Source organism: Deinococcus sp. Leaf326 (assembly GCF_001424185.1).
Taxonomy (GTDB): domain Bacteria; phylum Deinococcota; class Deinococci; order Deinococcales; family Deinococcaceae; genus Deinococcus.
The window spans coordinates 142,429-155,073 of record NZ_LMOM01000087.1 but is presented as its reverse complement, the minus strand read 5'-3'; the positions used below and the strand labels follow the sequence as shown (position 1 = coordinate 155,073).

14 protein-coding genes and 1 tRNA gene are annotated in these 12,645 nt (G+C 57.1%); 7 read left to right on the top strand and 8 right to left on the bottom strand.

What is annotated here, in order from left to right:
* Nucleotide 1 precedes the first annotated feature (1 nt).
* On the bottom strand, nt 2-1,093 hold the full coding sequence (locus ASF71_RS21380) for a transposase (RefSeq protein WP_056303871.1): 1,092 nt from the start codon (nt 1,091-1,093) through the stop codon (nt 2-4).
* Between the two features lie 380 nt (nt 1,094-1,473).
* Between ASF71_RS21380 and ASF71_RS24390 the strand changes: the two genes are divergently transcribed.
* Together ASF71_RS24390 and ASF71_RS21375 are read left to right on the top strand one after the other, a co-directional pair.
* Nucleotides 1,474-1,779 (top strand): hypothetical protein, encoded by a 306-nt coding sequence (locus ASF71_RS24390; RefSeq protein ID WP_156373032.1) that lies wholly within the window; start codon nt 1,474-1,476, stop codon nt 1,777-1,779.
* A gap of 64 nt (nt 1,780-1,843) precedes the next feature.
* Nucleotides 1,844-2,593, top strand: coding sequence for a hypothetical protein (locus ASF71_RS21375; RefSeq protein WP_156373031.1), 750 nt, complete (start codon nt 1,844-1,846; stop codon nt 2,591-2,593).
* A gap of 60 nt (nt 2,594-2,653) precedes the next feature.
* Here the strand turns inward: ASF71_RS21375 and ASF71_RS25940 are convergent, their stop codons facing one another.
* On the bottom strand, nt 2,654-2,947 hold the full coding sequence (locus ASF71_RS25940; RefSeq protein WP_056303864.1) for a helix-turn-helix domain-containing protein: 294 nt from the start codon (nt 2,945-2,947) through the stop codon (nt 2,654-2,656).
* A 91-nt stretch (nt 2,948-3,038) separates the two neighbouring features.
* On the opposite strand from ASF71_RS25940, the gene ASF71_RS21365 reads away from it, so the two are divergent.
* The gene (locus ASF71_RS21365) at nt 3,039-3,758 is read left to right on the top strand and encodes a PEGA domain-containing protein (RefSeq protein ID WP_056303862.1); all 720 of its coding nucleotides are present in this window, start codon (nt 3,039-3,041) and stop codon (nt 3,756-3,758) included.
* Nucleotides 3,759-3,969: 211 nt separating this feature from the next.
* A complete protein-coding gene (locus ASF71_RS23295; protein WP_156373030.1) occupies nt 3,970-5,298 on the top strand; it encodes a DNA cytosine methyltransferase in 1,329 nt (442 codons plus the stop codon).
* On the opposite strand, the gene ASF71_RS24385 is transcribed toward ASF71_RS23295, so the two are convergent.
* The gene (locus ASF71_RS24385) at nt 5,295-6,311 is read right to left on the bottom strand and encodes a hypothetical protein (protein ID WP_156373029.1); all 1,017 of its coding nucleotides are present in this window, start codon (nt 6,309-6,311) and stop codon (nt 5,295-5,297) included. The two genes, ASF71_RS23295 and ASF71_RS24385, sit on opposite strands and share 4 nt — an antisense overlap.
* Before the next feature lie 91 nt (nt 6,312-6,402).
* On the opposite strand from ASF71_RS24385, the gene ASF71_RS21360 reads away from it, so the two are divergent.
* Nucleotides 6,403-7,527, top strand: a complete 1,125-nt coding sequence (locus ASF71_RS21360; RefSeq protein ID WP_056303859.1) for a site-specific integrase — start codon at nt 6,403-6,405, stop codon at nt 7,525-7,527.
* A 3-nt stretch (nt 7,528-7,530) separates the two neighbouring features.
* Here ASF71_RS21360 and ASF71_RS23290 read toward each other — a convergent pair whose 3' ends face one another.
* Both ASF71_RS23290 and ASF71_RS21355 read right to left on the bottom strand, forming a co-directional pair.
* On the bottom strand, nt 7,531-8,721 hold the full coding sequence (locus tag ASF71_RS23290) for a HEPN-associated N-terminal domain-containing protein (RefSeq protein WP_162243154.1): 1,191 nt from the start codon (nt 8,719-8,721) through the stop codon (nt 7,531-7,533).
* Nucleotides 8,722-8,906: 185 nt separating this feature from the next.
* Nucleotides 8,907-8,981 (bottom strand) — tRNA-Lys (locus tag ASF71_RS21355).
* 105 nt (nt 8,982-9,086) lie between these two features.
* Between ASF71_RS21355 and ASF71_RS21350 the strand changes: the two genes are divergently transcribed.
* Together ASF71_RS21350 and ASF71_RS21345 are read left to right on the top strand one after the other, a co-directional pair.
* Nucleotides 9,087-9,320, top strand: coding sequence for a DUF3248 domain-containing protein (locus ASF71_RS21350; protein WP_056303927.1), 234 nt, complete (start codon nt 9,087-9,089; stop codon nt 9,318-9,320).
* A gap of 79 nt (nt 9,321-9,399) precedes the next feature.
* Nucleotides 9,400-9,879, top strand: a complete 480-nt coding sequence (locus tag ASF71_RS21345) for a DUF3809 domain-containing protein (RefSeq protein WP_056303858.1) — start codon at nt 9,400-9,402, stop codon at nt 9,877-9,879.
* On the opposite strand, the gene ASF71_RS21340 is transcribed toward ASF71_RS21345, so the two are convergent.
* The 3 genes from ASF71_RS21340 to ASF71_RS21330 all read right to left on the bottom strand — a co-directional run bounded on the left by ASF71_RS21340 (nt 9,870) and on the right by ASF71_RS21330 (nt 12,595).
* A complete protein-coding gene (locus ASF71_RS21340; RefSeq protein ID WP_056303856.1) occupies nt 9,870-10,466 on the bottom strand; it encodes a phosphoribosylglycinamide formyltransferase in 597 nt (198 codons plus the stop codon). The genes ASF71_RS21345 and ASF71_RS21340 overlap by 10 nt on opposite strands.
* A 91-nt stretch (nt 10,467-10,557) precedes the next feature.
* Nucleotides 10,558-11,916: a dipeptidase gene (locus ASF71_RS21335; protein WP_056303853.1), complete on the bottom strand. Its 1,359-nt coding sequence runs from the start codon at nt 11,914-11,916 to the stop codon at nt 10,558-10,560.
* A gap of 70 nt (nt 11,917-11,986) precedes the next feature.
* Nucleotides 11,987-12,595: a molybdenum cofactor guanylyltransferase gene (locus ASF71_RS21330; RefSeq protein WP_056303924.1), complete on the bottom strand. Its 609-nt coding sequence runs from the start codon at nt 12,593-12,595 to the stop codon at nt 11,987-11,989.
* Between the last annotated feature and the right edge of the window lie 50 nt (nt 12,596-12,645).

Here is a 12,645-nt window from a genome sequence, read left to right as displayed (position 1 = left end):
CTCAGAAGTTGCACCTCGCGTAGGACAATGAATAGCCGTGCTGGCCGAGAAATTCTGCGTTTTTCGTGAAGAAGTGCAGCAAGCGGTTGAGATACAGCTCCGGCTGAAGAGCGAGCAGCGCACGTCGTGCGCTGCTCGCCAGCGTTTGGCCCGGTTGTGCGCCCAGCAGGGTCAGTGTCCAGGCGACGAAGATCAGCAGCAGCCACCGGTCCAATCCCCTTGCGGTCCGCAGTGCGAAACGGTTCAGCCCAAACTGATGCTTGCTCTCCTTGAAGAACGACTCGATTTGCCAGCGCTTTGCCCCTTCTGAGATCACCTCGTCGCCCTCCATCAACTCAGAGGACACCGCATGGAACACACGTTGGCCGCGCTGAACGCGACCGAGCGTCAGGGTGTCGTGCGGCCAGTTCTGGAGCTCGACGTACCCGCCATGCGGGCAATCGGCAACGGTGACGACGCCAGGATGATCGGTGCGCCTGGTCGACCGTACCCCGACCACGAATTCAAAGCCCAGCGTCCGAACCTCGTCAAGAAAGGCGGCTGCCTCGAAGCCGCTATCGGCGAGGACACGCACCCGGAACCGGGTGCGGATGGTGTGCGGAACAGTGCGCAGCAGGTCACGGGCCAGTGTGATGGGTGTGGGCGTCCCTTTGCCGCGGTACACCCGGTACCCCACTGGGAACTTCAGGGTCCCGTAGTGCGCAAAGAGGATGACGAGATGGATGCCGTGGACCTCGTTGTAAACGCGAACGAACGGGAGCTGGCGTCCCGTTTTCGGGACGCTAGTGAGATCGACACTCAGCCGCAGGCACGGATGATGTTTCCGCTTAGCCGCCTGGAGCAGCAGGTCCCATTGGGCGTCCCTGAGAAGGGTCCAGCACGCGGTGGTGTCCCAGTCGTATTCGTTGAAGAAGCGACTGAGGGCACTGGCGCTGACGAGCTCGGCTCGGTGAAGAGCCATCTTCACGTCTGGATTGAGAAAAAGAGAGAACGCAGCCCCGAGGCTGCGTTGCTGGTAAGCCGTGGGAGGGACGGCCAGCAGGCGGTCTGTCAGAATGCGGGCACGCTCCCAGAGAGGCTGTGACTTCGACACTCCCAGACTCTCGCGTCTGGGAGCGCTTTTTTCGTCTTATGCAGGTGCAACTCCTGAGTTCAACGCCAGGGCCCTCTCAGCGGCAGTCCGGCGTATGGCTCCTGCAATGCAGAAGTTAGACATTCAGGTGGAGTTTTTCGAACACGGCAAGGGCGCGGACCGGCGAAAGATCCTACTGGCCCTTGCACCTGATGACACATGAACTTGCGGTTTTCCGGTGACATTCCCCATCAATTAGGGAAGCGTCACCCCAGATAGAAACCGCAAATTCAGACTGTAAAGATCAGTCGTAGATTTGAAGTTTTTCATATCCGAAATACTCTTGGTAAATCCATGCCTTCACCACAAAAACCATAAATCTAGCGTTACCGAGGTAGAAAATGAACAAAGTAGATCTAGATATCCAGTTAATCTGCAATATGGATGACGCATATTTGAGAGACAATCCTGAAGTAAAGGATTATGTGAGACCTCTTCACATCAATGAGGCAAAGTTACTTTTTGGTCGTACTCTTTCACGTCAGGAACGCCGCGATCCACGCTTTATTGCTCGAATCTCGGATTATGTTATGGTCGTAGTACGCAGCGAGAATGGAATTTGCCTTAAGGGGATTGCACGGCGTGGAAATTCAGACAGCGCCAACGGTATAATCGAGGATTTCTTCAAACGTTCTGTTTCCGCTTAAAAATCTGTACTGCTTAGACCAGAAGTTCTCTCTTCTGGTCTCTCCCTCCAGTGAGGCGAACACCATGACTGATCCTCCCACGACGAAGCAGATGGAGTCCGGGAAGCTGAAAGTACGACTCAATGGTATCAAGCATGGCATCAGCGCCCGTCTCTTGACCGACGATGAACAGCCCGCATTTGACGCCCACCTGGCTCATCTCCGGGCCGACCTTAAGCCCGTCGGCTATCTCGAACACGAACTCGTAGACGCTCTCGCCTATGCCCTCTGGCGGCGGCGCAAGCTCTACGGTTGGCAGGAAGCCAGTACGCAAGCCCAGGCCCGTGAAGCCCTCGAACACGCCGCCTACCCCAACACCATCGAGACGCTGACCGCTGAGGTCCATCTCTTACAGGGGCGTACCCCGATCAACCTGCCGGAGTCTCTACGGGCACTGTGTGACGCTATCGAAGCGGCAGGCCTCTTCCGCCCGGATGAGGCGCGCGTGGTTGATCATCTGGACACGTTCAGAGGCGCAGCAGAGGCGCTTCCACAGATAGCTCAGCCTGGCAAATCTGTGGCTGATCTGCGATGGCAGCAAGTGGAGTTGCTCCAGTGCCTGGATCGTGTCGAGGGGTTGCTACAAGAGATACAGGCGGTGAGGGCTATTCCGCAGGAGTCCACGCTCAATCTGATCTTGCGGTACGAGGGGAGTCTGAATCGCAGCGTGCAGCAACACCTCGATCAACTCCGCGCCCAGCAAGCGCACCGGCTCAAAGCGGAGCGACTGGCCCACAAAGACCGTGATTTGGACGAGGAGGACGGCGAGGACTGACCTGCCGGAACCCTCACCAGGACGGCCAGGACGCGCAGCGGAGACCCACTGAGGGCAGAACTATGGCCGAGGGGGGTCCTCGTGTCCTGTCACTGACGTGGCGGGAGGGAACGGGAAGGTCAGCAGCTCAGGCAAAGTCAGCTCGAAGGCTGCTGCCAGCGCCATAAGCGTTCCGATCTGAGGGTTGCCAATCTCAGCATTTTCGAGCTTGCCGGGGTGGGTGCGGTGAACGTCCGCTTGCTCCGCAAGTTCGTCCTGACTCCAGCCACGCGCTTTGCGGAGTTCGCGGATGTGTTGACCGAGCGCCTGAAGGTAGGCAGGGTCAACACTTTTCCGCGTGGAGGAACGAGGCATCGCCTCCAGCATCGTGTGGGGGTTGTAAGGCGCGCTACATAACGCTTTATGCAGAATACAATCTGCAAAGCTGACTGTAGGAGGTCGCGTTATGGCAATGATCATCGGACTGATTGGGATGGCACTTCTGGCTCTGGGCGGTATTGGAGTCATCAAGCGCAGGACGCCTCTGCTCAAGCTCAAGAGGCGTAGGGCTGCCGCAGGTGTCCTCATCGGCGGGCTGGCGTTGACCGCCGTCGGAGGCAGCCTCTTGCCGAAGAGTGAGGTCACGTTGACCTTCACACCGGCTACCGCAACTGTGAAGCTGGATGGGCAGACCTATACGCAGTCGCCCGTGCGAGTGAAACTGACGGACCTGCCGTATACCGTGAAGGCGAGTGCGGAGGGGTATCACGCGCAGTCGGTGAGCTGGGACACGGAGAAGCAGAAGAGCCTGCACATCAATTTGAAGCCAATCACCGCAGCCGAGCGGGCGGCGGATGCGGCTGCCGCAGAGGCGATGCGAGAACGTACCAGGCAAGCCGCGCAAGCCAGAGCGGCACAGGCCGACCAAGCCTCAAAGTCGTTGGATGACGGCACATTCATCGTCCGCTGCCAAGATGCCGTCCGCGCCCAACTGAAAGCCCCCTCCACCGCCAAGTTTCCTGGCGTACTGGAGAAGGCCGCTGCGGTCACCACATACGAGAACGGCAACAAAGACTGGTCTGGGTGGGTAGACAGTCAGAACAGCTTTGGGGCGCTGCTCAGGACTGAGTTCCTGTGTGAGTACGATTTTGACAATCAGCAGATCGAGCTGACTGTCAAAAACTGAGTCTAGCACAGTATTTTTCGGTAGCGGCGGCCTTCAGGTCGCCGTACCTCATTTGTGGCACCTGTGGAGTTAAAAATATGAGACCTCAATCTCCACTCATAATATTGCGCTTGTGCAGCATCGTATGTCAGTCCGCTAGCGGGAATCGCTATACTATTACGCCTGTGTATAGCCTGTGTATGCCTGCCTCTCTCAAGTTTGGAGCGACATCATGACCTCTCGGAAGCTCGTTGCGATTGATCTATTTGCAGGGGCTGGCGGCTTTGGCGAAGGTCTTGAGCTTGCTGGTATCAAGGTTGCTGCGGCCCTTGAACTCCACCCGCACGCTGGATTGACTTATGCCTTTAATCATCCCGATACAGAAGTTTTTATCGGCGACATCAGAGAGACTGAATTCTCAATAGTTCTTAACTCAATCAAAAAGAAGCATCATACAGATGAAATTGACCTTATTACTGGTGGCCCTCCATGTCAAGGCTTCAGCACGGCAGGTAAAAAGAATTCAGAAGATCCAAGAAATAACTTGTTCAGGCAGTATGCAAGAGCAGTTGAGTTTTTTAAGCCACAGTACTTCATTTTGGAGAATGTTCCTGGCTTTAAAAAAATGTATGGCGGCTTCGCCTATGAACAGTCAAAGAAGCTACTTGAAGATTTAGGCTATAAGACCAAGGACGCAATTCTAAGTGCACCAGACTATGGAATCCCTCAGCGCAGAAATAGATTTTTTATGATAGGTTGGCGCAAAAGTTTAGCAGAACCAAGCTGGCCCTCAACAACTCATGGTAATCACAGTCTCTTTGGAAATGGTCTTCCAATTGTAACGATTGAAGAAGCTTTGGGGGATATTGATTTCTTAGCACCAGGATTTGAAACTCATTATATTCCCGGCCAAGCTGCTAGTCCTTATCAGGAAGGCCTGAGGCATGGTGATCTTATTTATAATCATTTAGCAACTCAACATAGAGAAAAGGCTGTTGAGATGTTTAGTTATATACCAGAGGGTAAGACAATCTCACAGGTGCCTGATCATTTACGAACTGGAAAAATCACAATGGCTAGAATGGACAGGAAATCCCAATCAAATGCAGTCTTAGCCTTACCAGATGATATGATTCATTATAAGCATCACAGAATACCAACCGTTAGAGAGATGGCGAGGCTTCAATCTTTCTCAGATGATTATGTCTTTTTGGGGAAAAGAACTTCGGGATTTATGGAACGCCGAGTCGATGTTCCACAATATACCCAAGTGGGAAACGCTGTACCTCCGCTTATGGCAAAGGCAATTGCAGTTGAGATAGCCAAGGCGTCCGAAGCGAATACTAAAGATTCTAGAGATAAGAAGGTTAAGAACAAAATGCTTGAGCTTCTTCGTGGAACATCAGGCTTTTCCGGGTATACTTTATCGAAAGACGCATTAGAGATAATCAAGATGAAATCTTTATTGGGAAACTTACTGCCTCTCCCAATTGATGCTGGAAATGGTGTTACGCCAACCACTTATAGAGAACCAATAAGATGGTCCAGGAAGAGCAGCTAAAATAATGTTGTGCTGGCCCTGGATGGTAAGCCGAATCTAGTAGATACTGTTTCTAAGAACTGGATAATATAAGGGAATTGATGCCAATCCGATGGCGTATCGGCGGACGGGTCGTCGCGTGTGGTCAGCTTTAAGTCAAACATATATGTATTGCTTCTGGTTTGACCGCTATTTAGCTCTCCCCGCCTAGCTTTTTCATCTCTGCCTTCCAGCTTATAGATATTCGCCGTAACAATAACGTGATAAATGTGATACTTATCAGCGTTCGGCATTTTGATACCCAGCTTGTCATATGAGCAGCCAACCGTTCCTGACAGAGGACATGGATTCGTAGCTTGATCGAAGTAAGTTTTCCATCTAGCAGCCATTCCTGCCCGATCTGCAAGAGATGTTTTAACCGAAAGAAGAATAATTGGCTCCCGCCCGGAATTCGCTGCGCTCCACTCAGAATTCCTAATTAAAATATCAACATCAGGCTGAACCACAAAAACTGACGCCGCTTCAGCATCTTTATTATCAGCATTTTCTTCCAGCGCTTCCTGCACGAGGTCTTCAGTTGACTCGCCTTCGATTTCTACGTTGCCGGAGAAAACAATGGCGAGAGCGCTCTTGAGTTCCTTTGGTACAGGATGCTGTATATACCATGCGCTCCCAGTCTCTTCAAGATACTTGGCTAGCGCATAGGCTGTCATAGTTTGGAAATTTGTTCCAGCAGAACGTTTGAGAGAGTTAATAATAGCAGTCTCAGTCCTATCTGGTTTGTCCCTCCATCGATTCGTCATTTCGGCTCTAATTAAAGATTTAGTAGCATCTCTGGCGGCCAGTAAGGGATAAGTAAGGTTATTTAAGTAACGTACTGGCTCGCCTTCATCGCCAATATGCGCTTCATATGCTTCAATACAAGGCCCTAGAACACCGCTTCGCCTTCCATTGATGCTCTTCTGAATCTTCTGTAACGAATGTTCTTGCGGTCTGATAACCGCTTTGGGAGTAGCTTTGCGTGACTGGGGCATTTCTAATGAGCCTAGCATTACAAACTGATTCTGTCTAGAGCATAATCCTGAGCTGTGTACTTCAGTCAGTGGGCTTGATACTGTTGCCCTTATGGGAACAACAGGAGTCTACAAAACAAGTAAAGGGTTTCGCTGGCATTTAACTTACGAAGGTAAGCGGTTCAATGGCACTGCTACAACCAGCAAAGAAGCTGAGCAACAGCGTGCTCAGAAGCTCTCGGAACTCAGCCGCGGCCTGACTGCACAGCCCACTAAGATCACTTTTGGGGAACAGCTGGAGACATGGTTACAAGAGAAGGACCGCTCGCGTGCCGTCCGGACGAGCCTGGGCTACCGCTATACGGCCGAGAAGTACATCAGCGCCAAGTTCAAGGCACTCAAGCTCAAAGACCTACGACCGGCACATGTGCGCCAGCTCTACACCGACCTCCAAGAACGTGGCGTCACGGAGTCCAACACCCTCCGCCTAACCCACGCGGTCGTGCATGGCGTTCTGGAAATGGCGCTCAAGGATGAGCTGATCGCCCGCAACCCTGCGGCGGGCCAGAAGCCACAGGTCACCAGCAAGGACACGGCTGACGATGAGCTACAGGTCTTCAGCCCCGAAGAGGCCAGTCGCTTCGCTACGGCCTGCGATGATTCGCCTTGGGGCATGGTCTTCAAGTTCATGCTACTGACCGGTGTGAGGCGGGGCGAGGCCTGCGGCTTGGCTTGGGAGTATGTCTTTCTAGACGCTAAAGCGCCCTACGTCCGCATTGAGCAAGCTCTGCACTGTGCGGGCGGAGAGAAGCTGCTCACCCGCCCCAAGACCAAGACCAGCCGCCGGACGCTCTATCTGTCTCCCGATGCTGTGGCGGTCCTACAGGAAGCCAAGCGCCGACAAGAGGCGATCAGGCAAAAGCTCGGTGACAAGGCGTTCCACAACGACTTCGTGTTCACCAGCGCCAAGAATGGCGACTCGCTCGGGCCAGACAACCTGAAGAACCACATGAACCGCCTCTGCAAGGCCGCAGACGTGCCGAGGATCAGGATTCATGACCTGCGCCACACGTTCGCGTCCCTCGCGCTCAGGGCTGGGACGCGGGTGGAGGTGCTGAGCAAGCAGCTTGGGCACGCCTCCCCGATGATGACACTGAACGTCTACCGGCACGTCTACCAAGAGGAGATGCAACAGACGGCCATTCCTGCATCCGTACTGTTCGGTCAGGCGGGGTAGAAGTCAGAGCCCGTTAGTATCCAGCATATATCTACAAATGTGGTGTTCGTAACCTAGAAAATTCAAATGCTCCATGCTACCCGCGTGATCTAGAAATAGGACTATACTGGTAAAATCCTCTTGGGGAGTACTTTTAGAGCTTCTGAATTGCATTCCTATAATTTCATGATCATGATCCATGCCGTATCTGATAAATTCAGTTAATACTTGAGTGGAAACATAGTCTATGCTAGAGTAGCCAGCTTCTTTTCTGGCTGGCTTAGAAATTTCCTTAACGTACTTATCTACAAATTGCGCAACATTATAATATTTTGCTTTATCTAAGTCAAATACACTTATCCCCTTCGATGCTCGAGATATATCTACTAAGTATTCTGATTTTTTAGTGGAAAATCTACCTATAGTAAACTTTTTACCGTCCAAGTCTGGTGAGGCAGTCTCCATTAATGCAACTTTTTTCTCATAAGCTGCGTAAAACATTGAAATTCCCGGAGGGCTCATTCTGTTAGGCTGAGTTGCAAACTCCACTGGAGGAGAAGCTAAATCCTTAAATGCTGTATAATGATCATTAAATCTTACATGATAAAGCAAATCTTCATTCGTTATCTCTTTGTACATACCCATTTCTCTAATAAAATTACCGATAACTGAGAGTATTTCCATTGGCTCCAAATAGAACTCTTCGTTCAAATCTAGATCGCTGTCGTTAGATTTGAAAAACATATATCTTTTTTCATGTTGCACTAACTGCTTGAATCTTTCCCAAGAGTATTTATACATATGATCTTCTGGAAGACTAAATGGATCTTTATCGCACCAAGTATTATCAGCTATAGTATTGACAAGATCATTAAATAGTTTTGTTCCATTCTCGAAATATTTTTCGAGAATATCTTCAGTAGTAAGAGTATCACCAAACCAACCCGACTCAGATTCATTATCTCGCGGCAAGTCTTCTTCGGCAGTACCATAACGGTTCATCATCACCAAAGCAACCCTTTCAATAACCAATTCTATATCAGCAGCTATGGGGAACGGAGATGTATTCCCACAGTAATCACAGTGCATACTTGTCATATTGCTCTGCACTAACTCTACCAATGCATAGTCACCGTATGAGTTATCAGATATACATTGACCACAGATAAATTTGCTGGGAGGTATGCCATAGCCCCGCTCATCCATTTCGATCATAAGATTTCCAGTCCCCATATGTGCAAGTCTACCGGGTAGGAACGGAGGGCGTGGATAGGATTGACGAGCCAAAGGCACCCCCCATTCCAGCCGTTTACACTGGAATTACACCGTTTTGTGACAGGGGCGGCAATTTCACCGTGTGCAAAAAAGAAAGAAACGATGTCTAGCACATCGTTTCTTCTTGGTGGGTCGCCTCGGACTCGAACCGAGAACCCGCTGATTAAAAGTCAGCTGCTCTACCATTGAGCTAACAACCCATGAATGTTCGTGTAAACAGCCTCTCGGCAGCGAGCAGGAAGATAGCACTACACCCCCATCCGTTCATGAGAGCGCCTGGGACCACGCAGGCTACAATGGGCGGCATGACCTCCTCTGCCGCATTGCCTCCGGACCTGGCCCGTCAGCTCGAGGCGCTCGGCGGTCAGCTGGTCTGGCGCATCGGGAAGGACGAGCTCAGCGATAATGTGGTCGTGCGCCTGGGCTACGCGTCGGCCACGCCCCGCTTTTCGCACCTGCCCCGGCTGCGCAGCGCCGGCGATCAGGAACTGCAGGACGCCGTCGAGAATGGCCGCCTGGTGATCGAATGGGTGGACTGATCCGGCGGGCAGCTCACCAGGCGACTGCCCAGAGGCCAGGTCGGCCAGACTCTCCGCGTACCAGAGCCGCGGCCACCTCGTGATTCTGCTCGCCCGGCAACAGTTCACGTTGCGCCATCCGGACGGTGGGCCCGCCGCGCTGGAGTTCGTCCGCGACCCGGCTCGGGCGCTTGCGGCCGTGGATTTTCTGCGCGCCCTGGACGCCGATACCCAGCAGGTCCGCGGCGAGCTGGTCGTGTCCGTGCCGGTCATGGGTGAGGTGGACCTGCCCTTCGTCAGCCACCTGCACGTCACGTCGGAGGGTGCAGAGCTGCGTCCGCAGCTGCTGGAGCACGAGCGCGCCTGGGTCGAGGTCGGTGGGGTCGCGCAGGCCAGTATGGTGGGGGACATGGCCTTCAGCTTCGAGTTCCGCGCCCACCTCGCTCTCCCGGAGGGCAGCGGTTGGGGCGGCGCGGCCTTCGAGAAGATGGCCCGCGCCGCCGCCGAGCGGACCCTCGAACGCCTCGCCCGGACCCTGCCGGCCAGCATCGCGGCGGCCCTGCCGAACCGTCAGGACTGAGCGGGGCGCTCGCCGGCGGCCAGCGCCTGCACGGCGCGCAGCATCAGTTCGCCTTCGACCGCCTGCACACGGGCCTTGAGCGAAGATACCGTGTCGCCGCGCAGCACCGGCACACGCGCCTGCGCCAGCACTGGCCCCTCGTCAATCCCGGCCGTCACCAGATGCACCGTCGCCCCCGATTCGGCGTCACCGCTCGCCAGCACCGACTCGTGGACGCGGTCGCCGTACAGCCCGTGCCCACCGTGCCGCGGCAGCAGGCTGGGGTGGATGTTCAGCAGCCGCCCTGCGAAGGCCTCCAACACCTGCGGCCCTAGCGCCTTCATGTAGCCGCTCAGGACCAGCGTGTCGGCACCGCTGCCCACCAGAAAGTCGCGCAGGGCCGCGTCGAGAGCCAGAGGGTCCGGGAAGCGCGCCGCGCTGAGGTGCGCCGTCGCTAGGCCCTCCGCCTGGGCCCAGGCCAGAGCAGGCGAGCGGCTGTTGTTGCTCGCCAGGGATAGGGGCGCGGCGTGCAGCTCCCCGCTCCGGCACGCCGCGACGAGGTGCCGGGCCGCGCTGCCGCCGTGCGAGGCAAGGAACGCGAGCTTCACAGCCCCCCCGAGCCGGCAACACGGCGCGTGGCGTGCCGCGTGCCCAGAGCGGCCAGGAACGCCGCTCGCCACACACCGCACGCCGCGCACTTCATTTGCCCAGCTCCTCGAGAAGGTACGCGCTCGTCAGGATGCCGTTGTGGTAATCCTGTACGGCGAAGCTCTCGTTGGGGCTGTGGGGGGCGTCCTCATTCAGGCCGAAGTCCACGAACAGGACCGGCGCCTTCAGGATCTCGGTGAAGGCCGCCACGATGGGAATGCTGCCCCCGGTGCGCGCGAACACGGCCGGCTTGCCATACACCCGCTCCAGCGCGCGGTCGGCGGCGCGGATGTAGGGGCTGTCGGTACTGAGTTTGACCGGCTGACCGCCGTGATGGTCCATCACCTCCACCGTCACGCCCGCCGGAGCGATCTGGGGGACGTACTCCTGGATGAGGCGGGTGATGCGCGCGGGGTCCTGCCCCGGCACGAGGCGCATGGAGACCTTGGCACCGGCCTTCGCGGCGATCACGGTCTTGCTGCCCTCGCCCTGATAGCCGCCCCAGATGCCGTTCACGTCCAGCGTGGGGCGGCCCCAGATGCGTTCCAGGGTGGTGTAGCCCTCCTCGCCCGGCAGCGCCGAAACGCCGATGCTCGCGGCGAAGGCCTCGTCGCTGTGGGGCAGGCCCGCCCACATCTCGCGCTCCTCATCGGTCAGCGGCTCGATGCCGTCGTAGAAGCCGGGAATGGTCACGCGGCCCTGGTCGTCCTTGAGCCGGGCGATGATCTCGCACAGCGCGTTGATGGGGTTGGGCGCCGCGCCCCCGTAACTGCCGCTGTGGAGGTCGCGGTTGGCTCCCTGCACGTGCAGTTCGACGTAGCTCAGGCCGCGCACGCCGTAGGTGATGGTCGGCACGTCCGGCGCGAAGCGGCTGCCGTCCGAGATCACGATCACGTCGGCGGCCAGTTGCGCGGCGTTTTGGCGCAGGTAGGTGTCGAGGTTGGGGCTGCCGACCTCCTCCTCACCTTCGATCAGGAACTTGACGTTCACGGGCAGTTCACCGCGTGAGAGCAGCAGCTCGGCGCCCTTGACGTGCGCATAGGCCTGGCCCTTGTCGTCGGTGCTGCCCCGCGCGTAGATGCGCCCGTCCCGGACGGTCGGCTCGAAGGGCGGGGTGGTCCATTTTTCCAGCGGCGCCTCGGGCTGCACGTCGTAGTGCCCGTAGATCAGGACCGTAGGCCGCCCCGGCGCCTGGAGACGCTCGGCGTACACGACCGGGTGCCCGGCCGTCGCCTCGACGCGCGCTGCGAAGCCCAGCGAGTCCAGCTTGACGCGCAGGAACTCGGCGGTACGGGCCATGTCGGCCGCGCGCGCCGGGTCGGCGCTCACCGAGGGAATGCGCAGCAGGTCGAACAACTCGGCGTTGGCCTGCTCGCGGTTCAGGGCGGCGGAAAGGTCCGGGTGGGTCATACCCCGGATGATAGCGGCCCACCCCGGCGGGGCCGTCCGGAAGGGCGGGCCAGCGGCGCAGCGACCGGGTTCAGGCGCTCTCCCCCGCCGCGAGCAGGCGTTCCAGGGCCAGGAGGTCTTCGGGACGGTTGACGTTGGCAAAAAGCTGCCGGGGGAGGCCGGCGACCGTCACGGTGGCCTCCGGAGGAGCGGCCAGGCGCAACCGGCGCTCGCCGGCGTCCAGCAAGGCCGTCACGCCGGGCAGCAGCGCCGTGTGATACAGCGCGGCCAGGGGTTGCGCCCGGCCCTGCGGGTCGCGGGCCTGCACCGCCAGGACCCCGGCCCGGACACCGGGCACGTGTCCGGCTTCCCACAGAGCCGCCCAGTAGGCCGGGGTCAGGGCGGGCTGATCTACCCCGCACAGGGCCACCCAGCCCGCGCCGCGCCGCGCCGTGACCGCTGCCAGCGCCGCCTCCAGGCCGGCCAGCGGTCCCTCACCAGGGCGGGTATCGGGCACCGCCTCCCAGCCACTCAGGGCGTAACGGCCCGGCGGGGCGACCAGCAGGCGCAGCCCGCACCCCTCCAAACTGGCGGCGGCCCGCTCCAGCAGGGTCCGGCCCCCGAGGCACGCCAGGGCCTTGTCGCGGCCGAACCGGCTGGACCGGCCGCCGGCCACGAGAGCGCCCGTCAGGTCGGGCATGAGGCCGGCGGGCAGGCCTATCACGACTGTCCCGCTGGGCCGTCAGATGA

Coding starts and splice junctions, on each gene's coding strand:
- ASF71_RS24390 (WP_156373032.1), top strand. CDS start 1,474: ATGAACAAAGTAGATCTAGATATCCAGTTAATCTGCAATATGGATGAC.
- ASF71_RS21375 (WP_156373031.1), top strand. CDS start 1,844: ATGACTGATCCTCCCACGACGAAGCAGATGGAGTCCGGGAAGCTGAAA.
- ASF71_RS25940 (WP_056303864.1), bottom strand. CDS start 2,947: ATGCCTCGTTCCTCCACGCGGAAAAGTGTTGACCCTGCCTACCTTCAG.
- ASF71_RS21365 (WP_056303862.1), top strand. CDS start 3,039: ATGGCAATGATCATCGGACTGATTGGGATGGCACTTCTGGCTCTGGGC.
- ASF71_RS23295 (WP_156373030.1), top strand. CDS start 3,970: ATGACCTCTCGGAAGCTCGTTGCGATTGATCTATTTGCAGGGGCTGGC.
- ASF71_RS24385 (WP_156373029.1), bottom strand. CDS start 6,311: ATGCCCCAGTCACGCAAAGCTACTCCCAAAGCGGTTATCAGACCGCAA.
- ASF71_RS21360 (WP_056303859.1), top strand. CDS start 6,403: ATGGGAACAACAGGAGTCTACAAAACAAGTAAAGGGTTTCGCTGGCAT.
- ASF71_RS23290 (WP_162243154.1), bottom strand. CDS start 8,721: ATGATCGAAATGGATGAGCGGGGCTATGGCATACCTCCCAGCAAATTT.
- ASF71_RS21350 (WP_056303927.1), top strand. CDS start 9,087: ATGACCTCCTCTGCCGCATTGCCTCCGGACCTGGCCCGTCAGCTCGAG.
- ASF71_RS21335 (WP_056303853.1), bottom strand. CDS start 11,916: ATGACCCACCCGGACCTTTCCGCCGCCCTGAACCGCGAGCAGGCCAAC.
- ASF71_RS21330 (WP_056303924.1), bottom strand. CDS start 12,595: ATGCCCGACCTGACGGGCGCTCTCGTGGCCGGCGGCCGGTCCAGCCGG.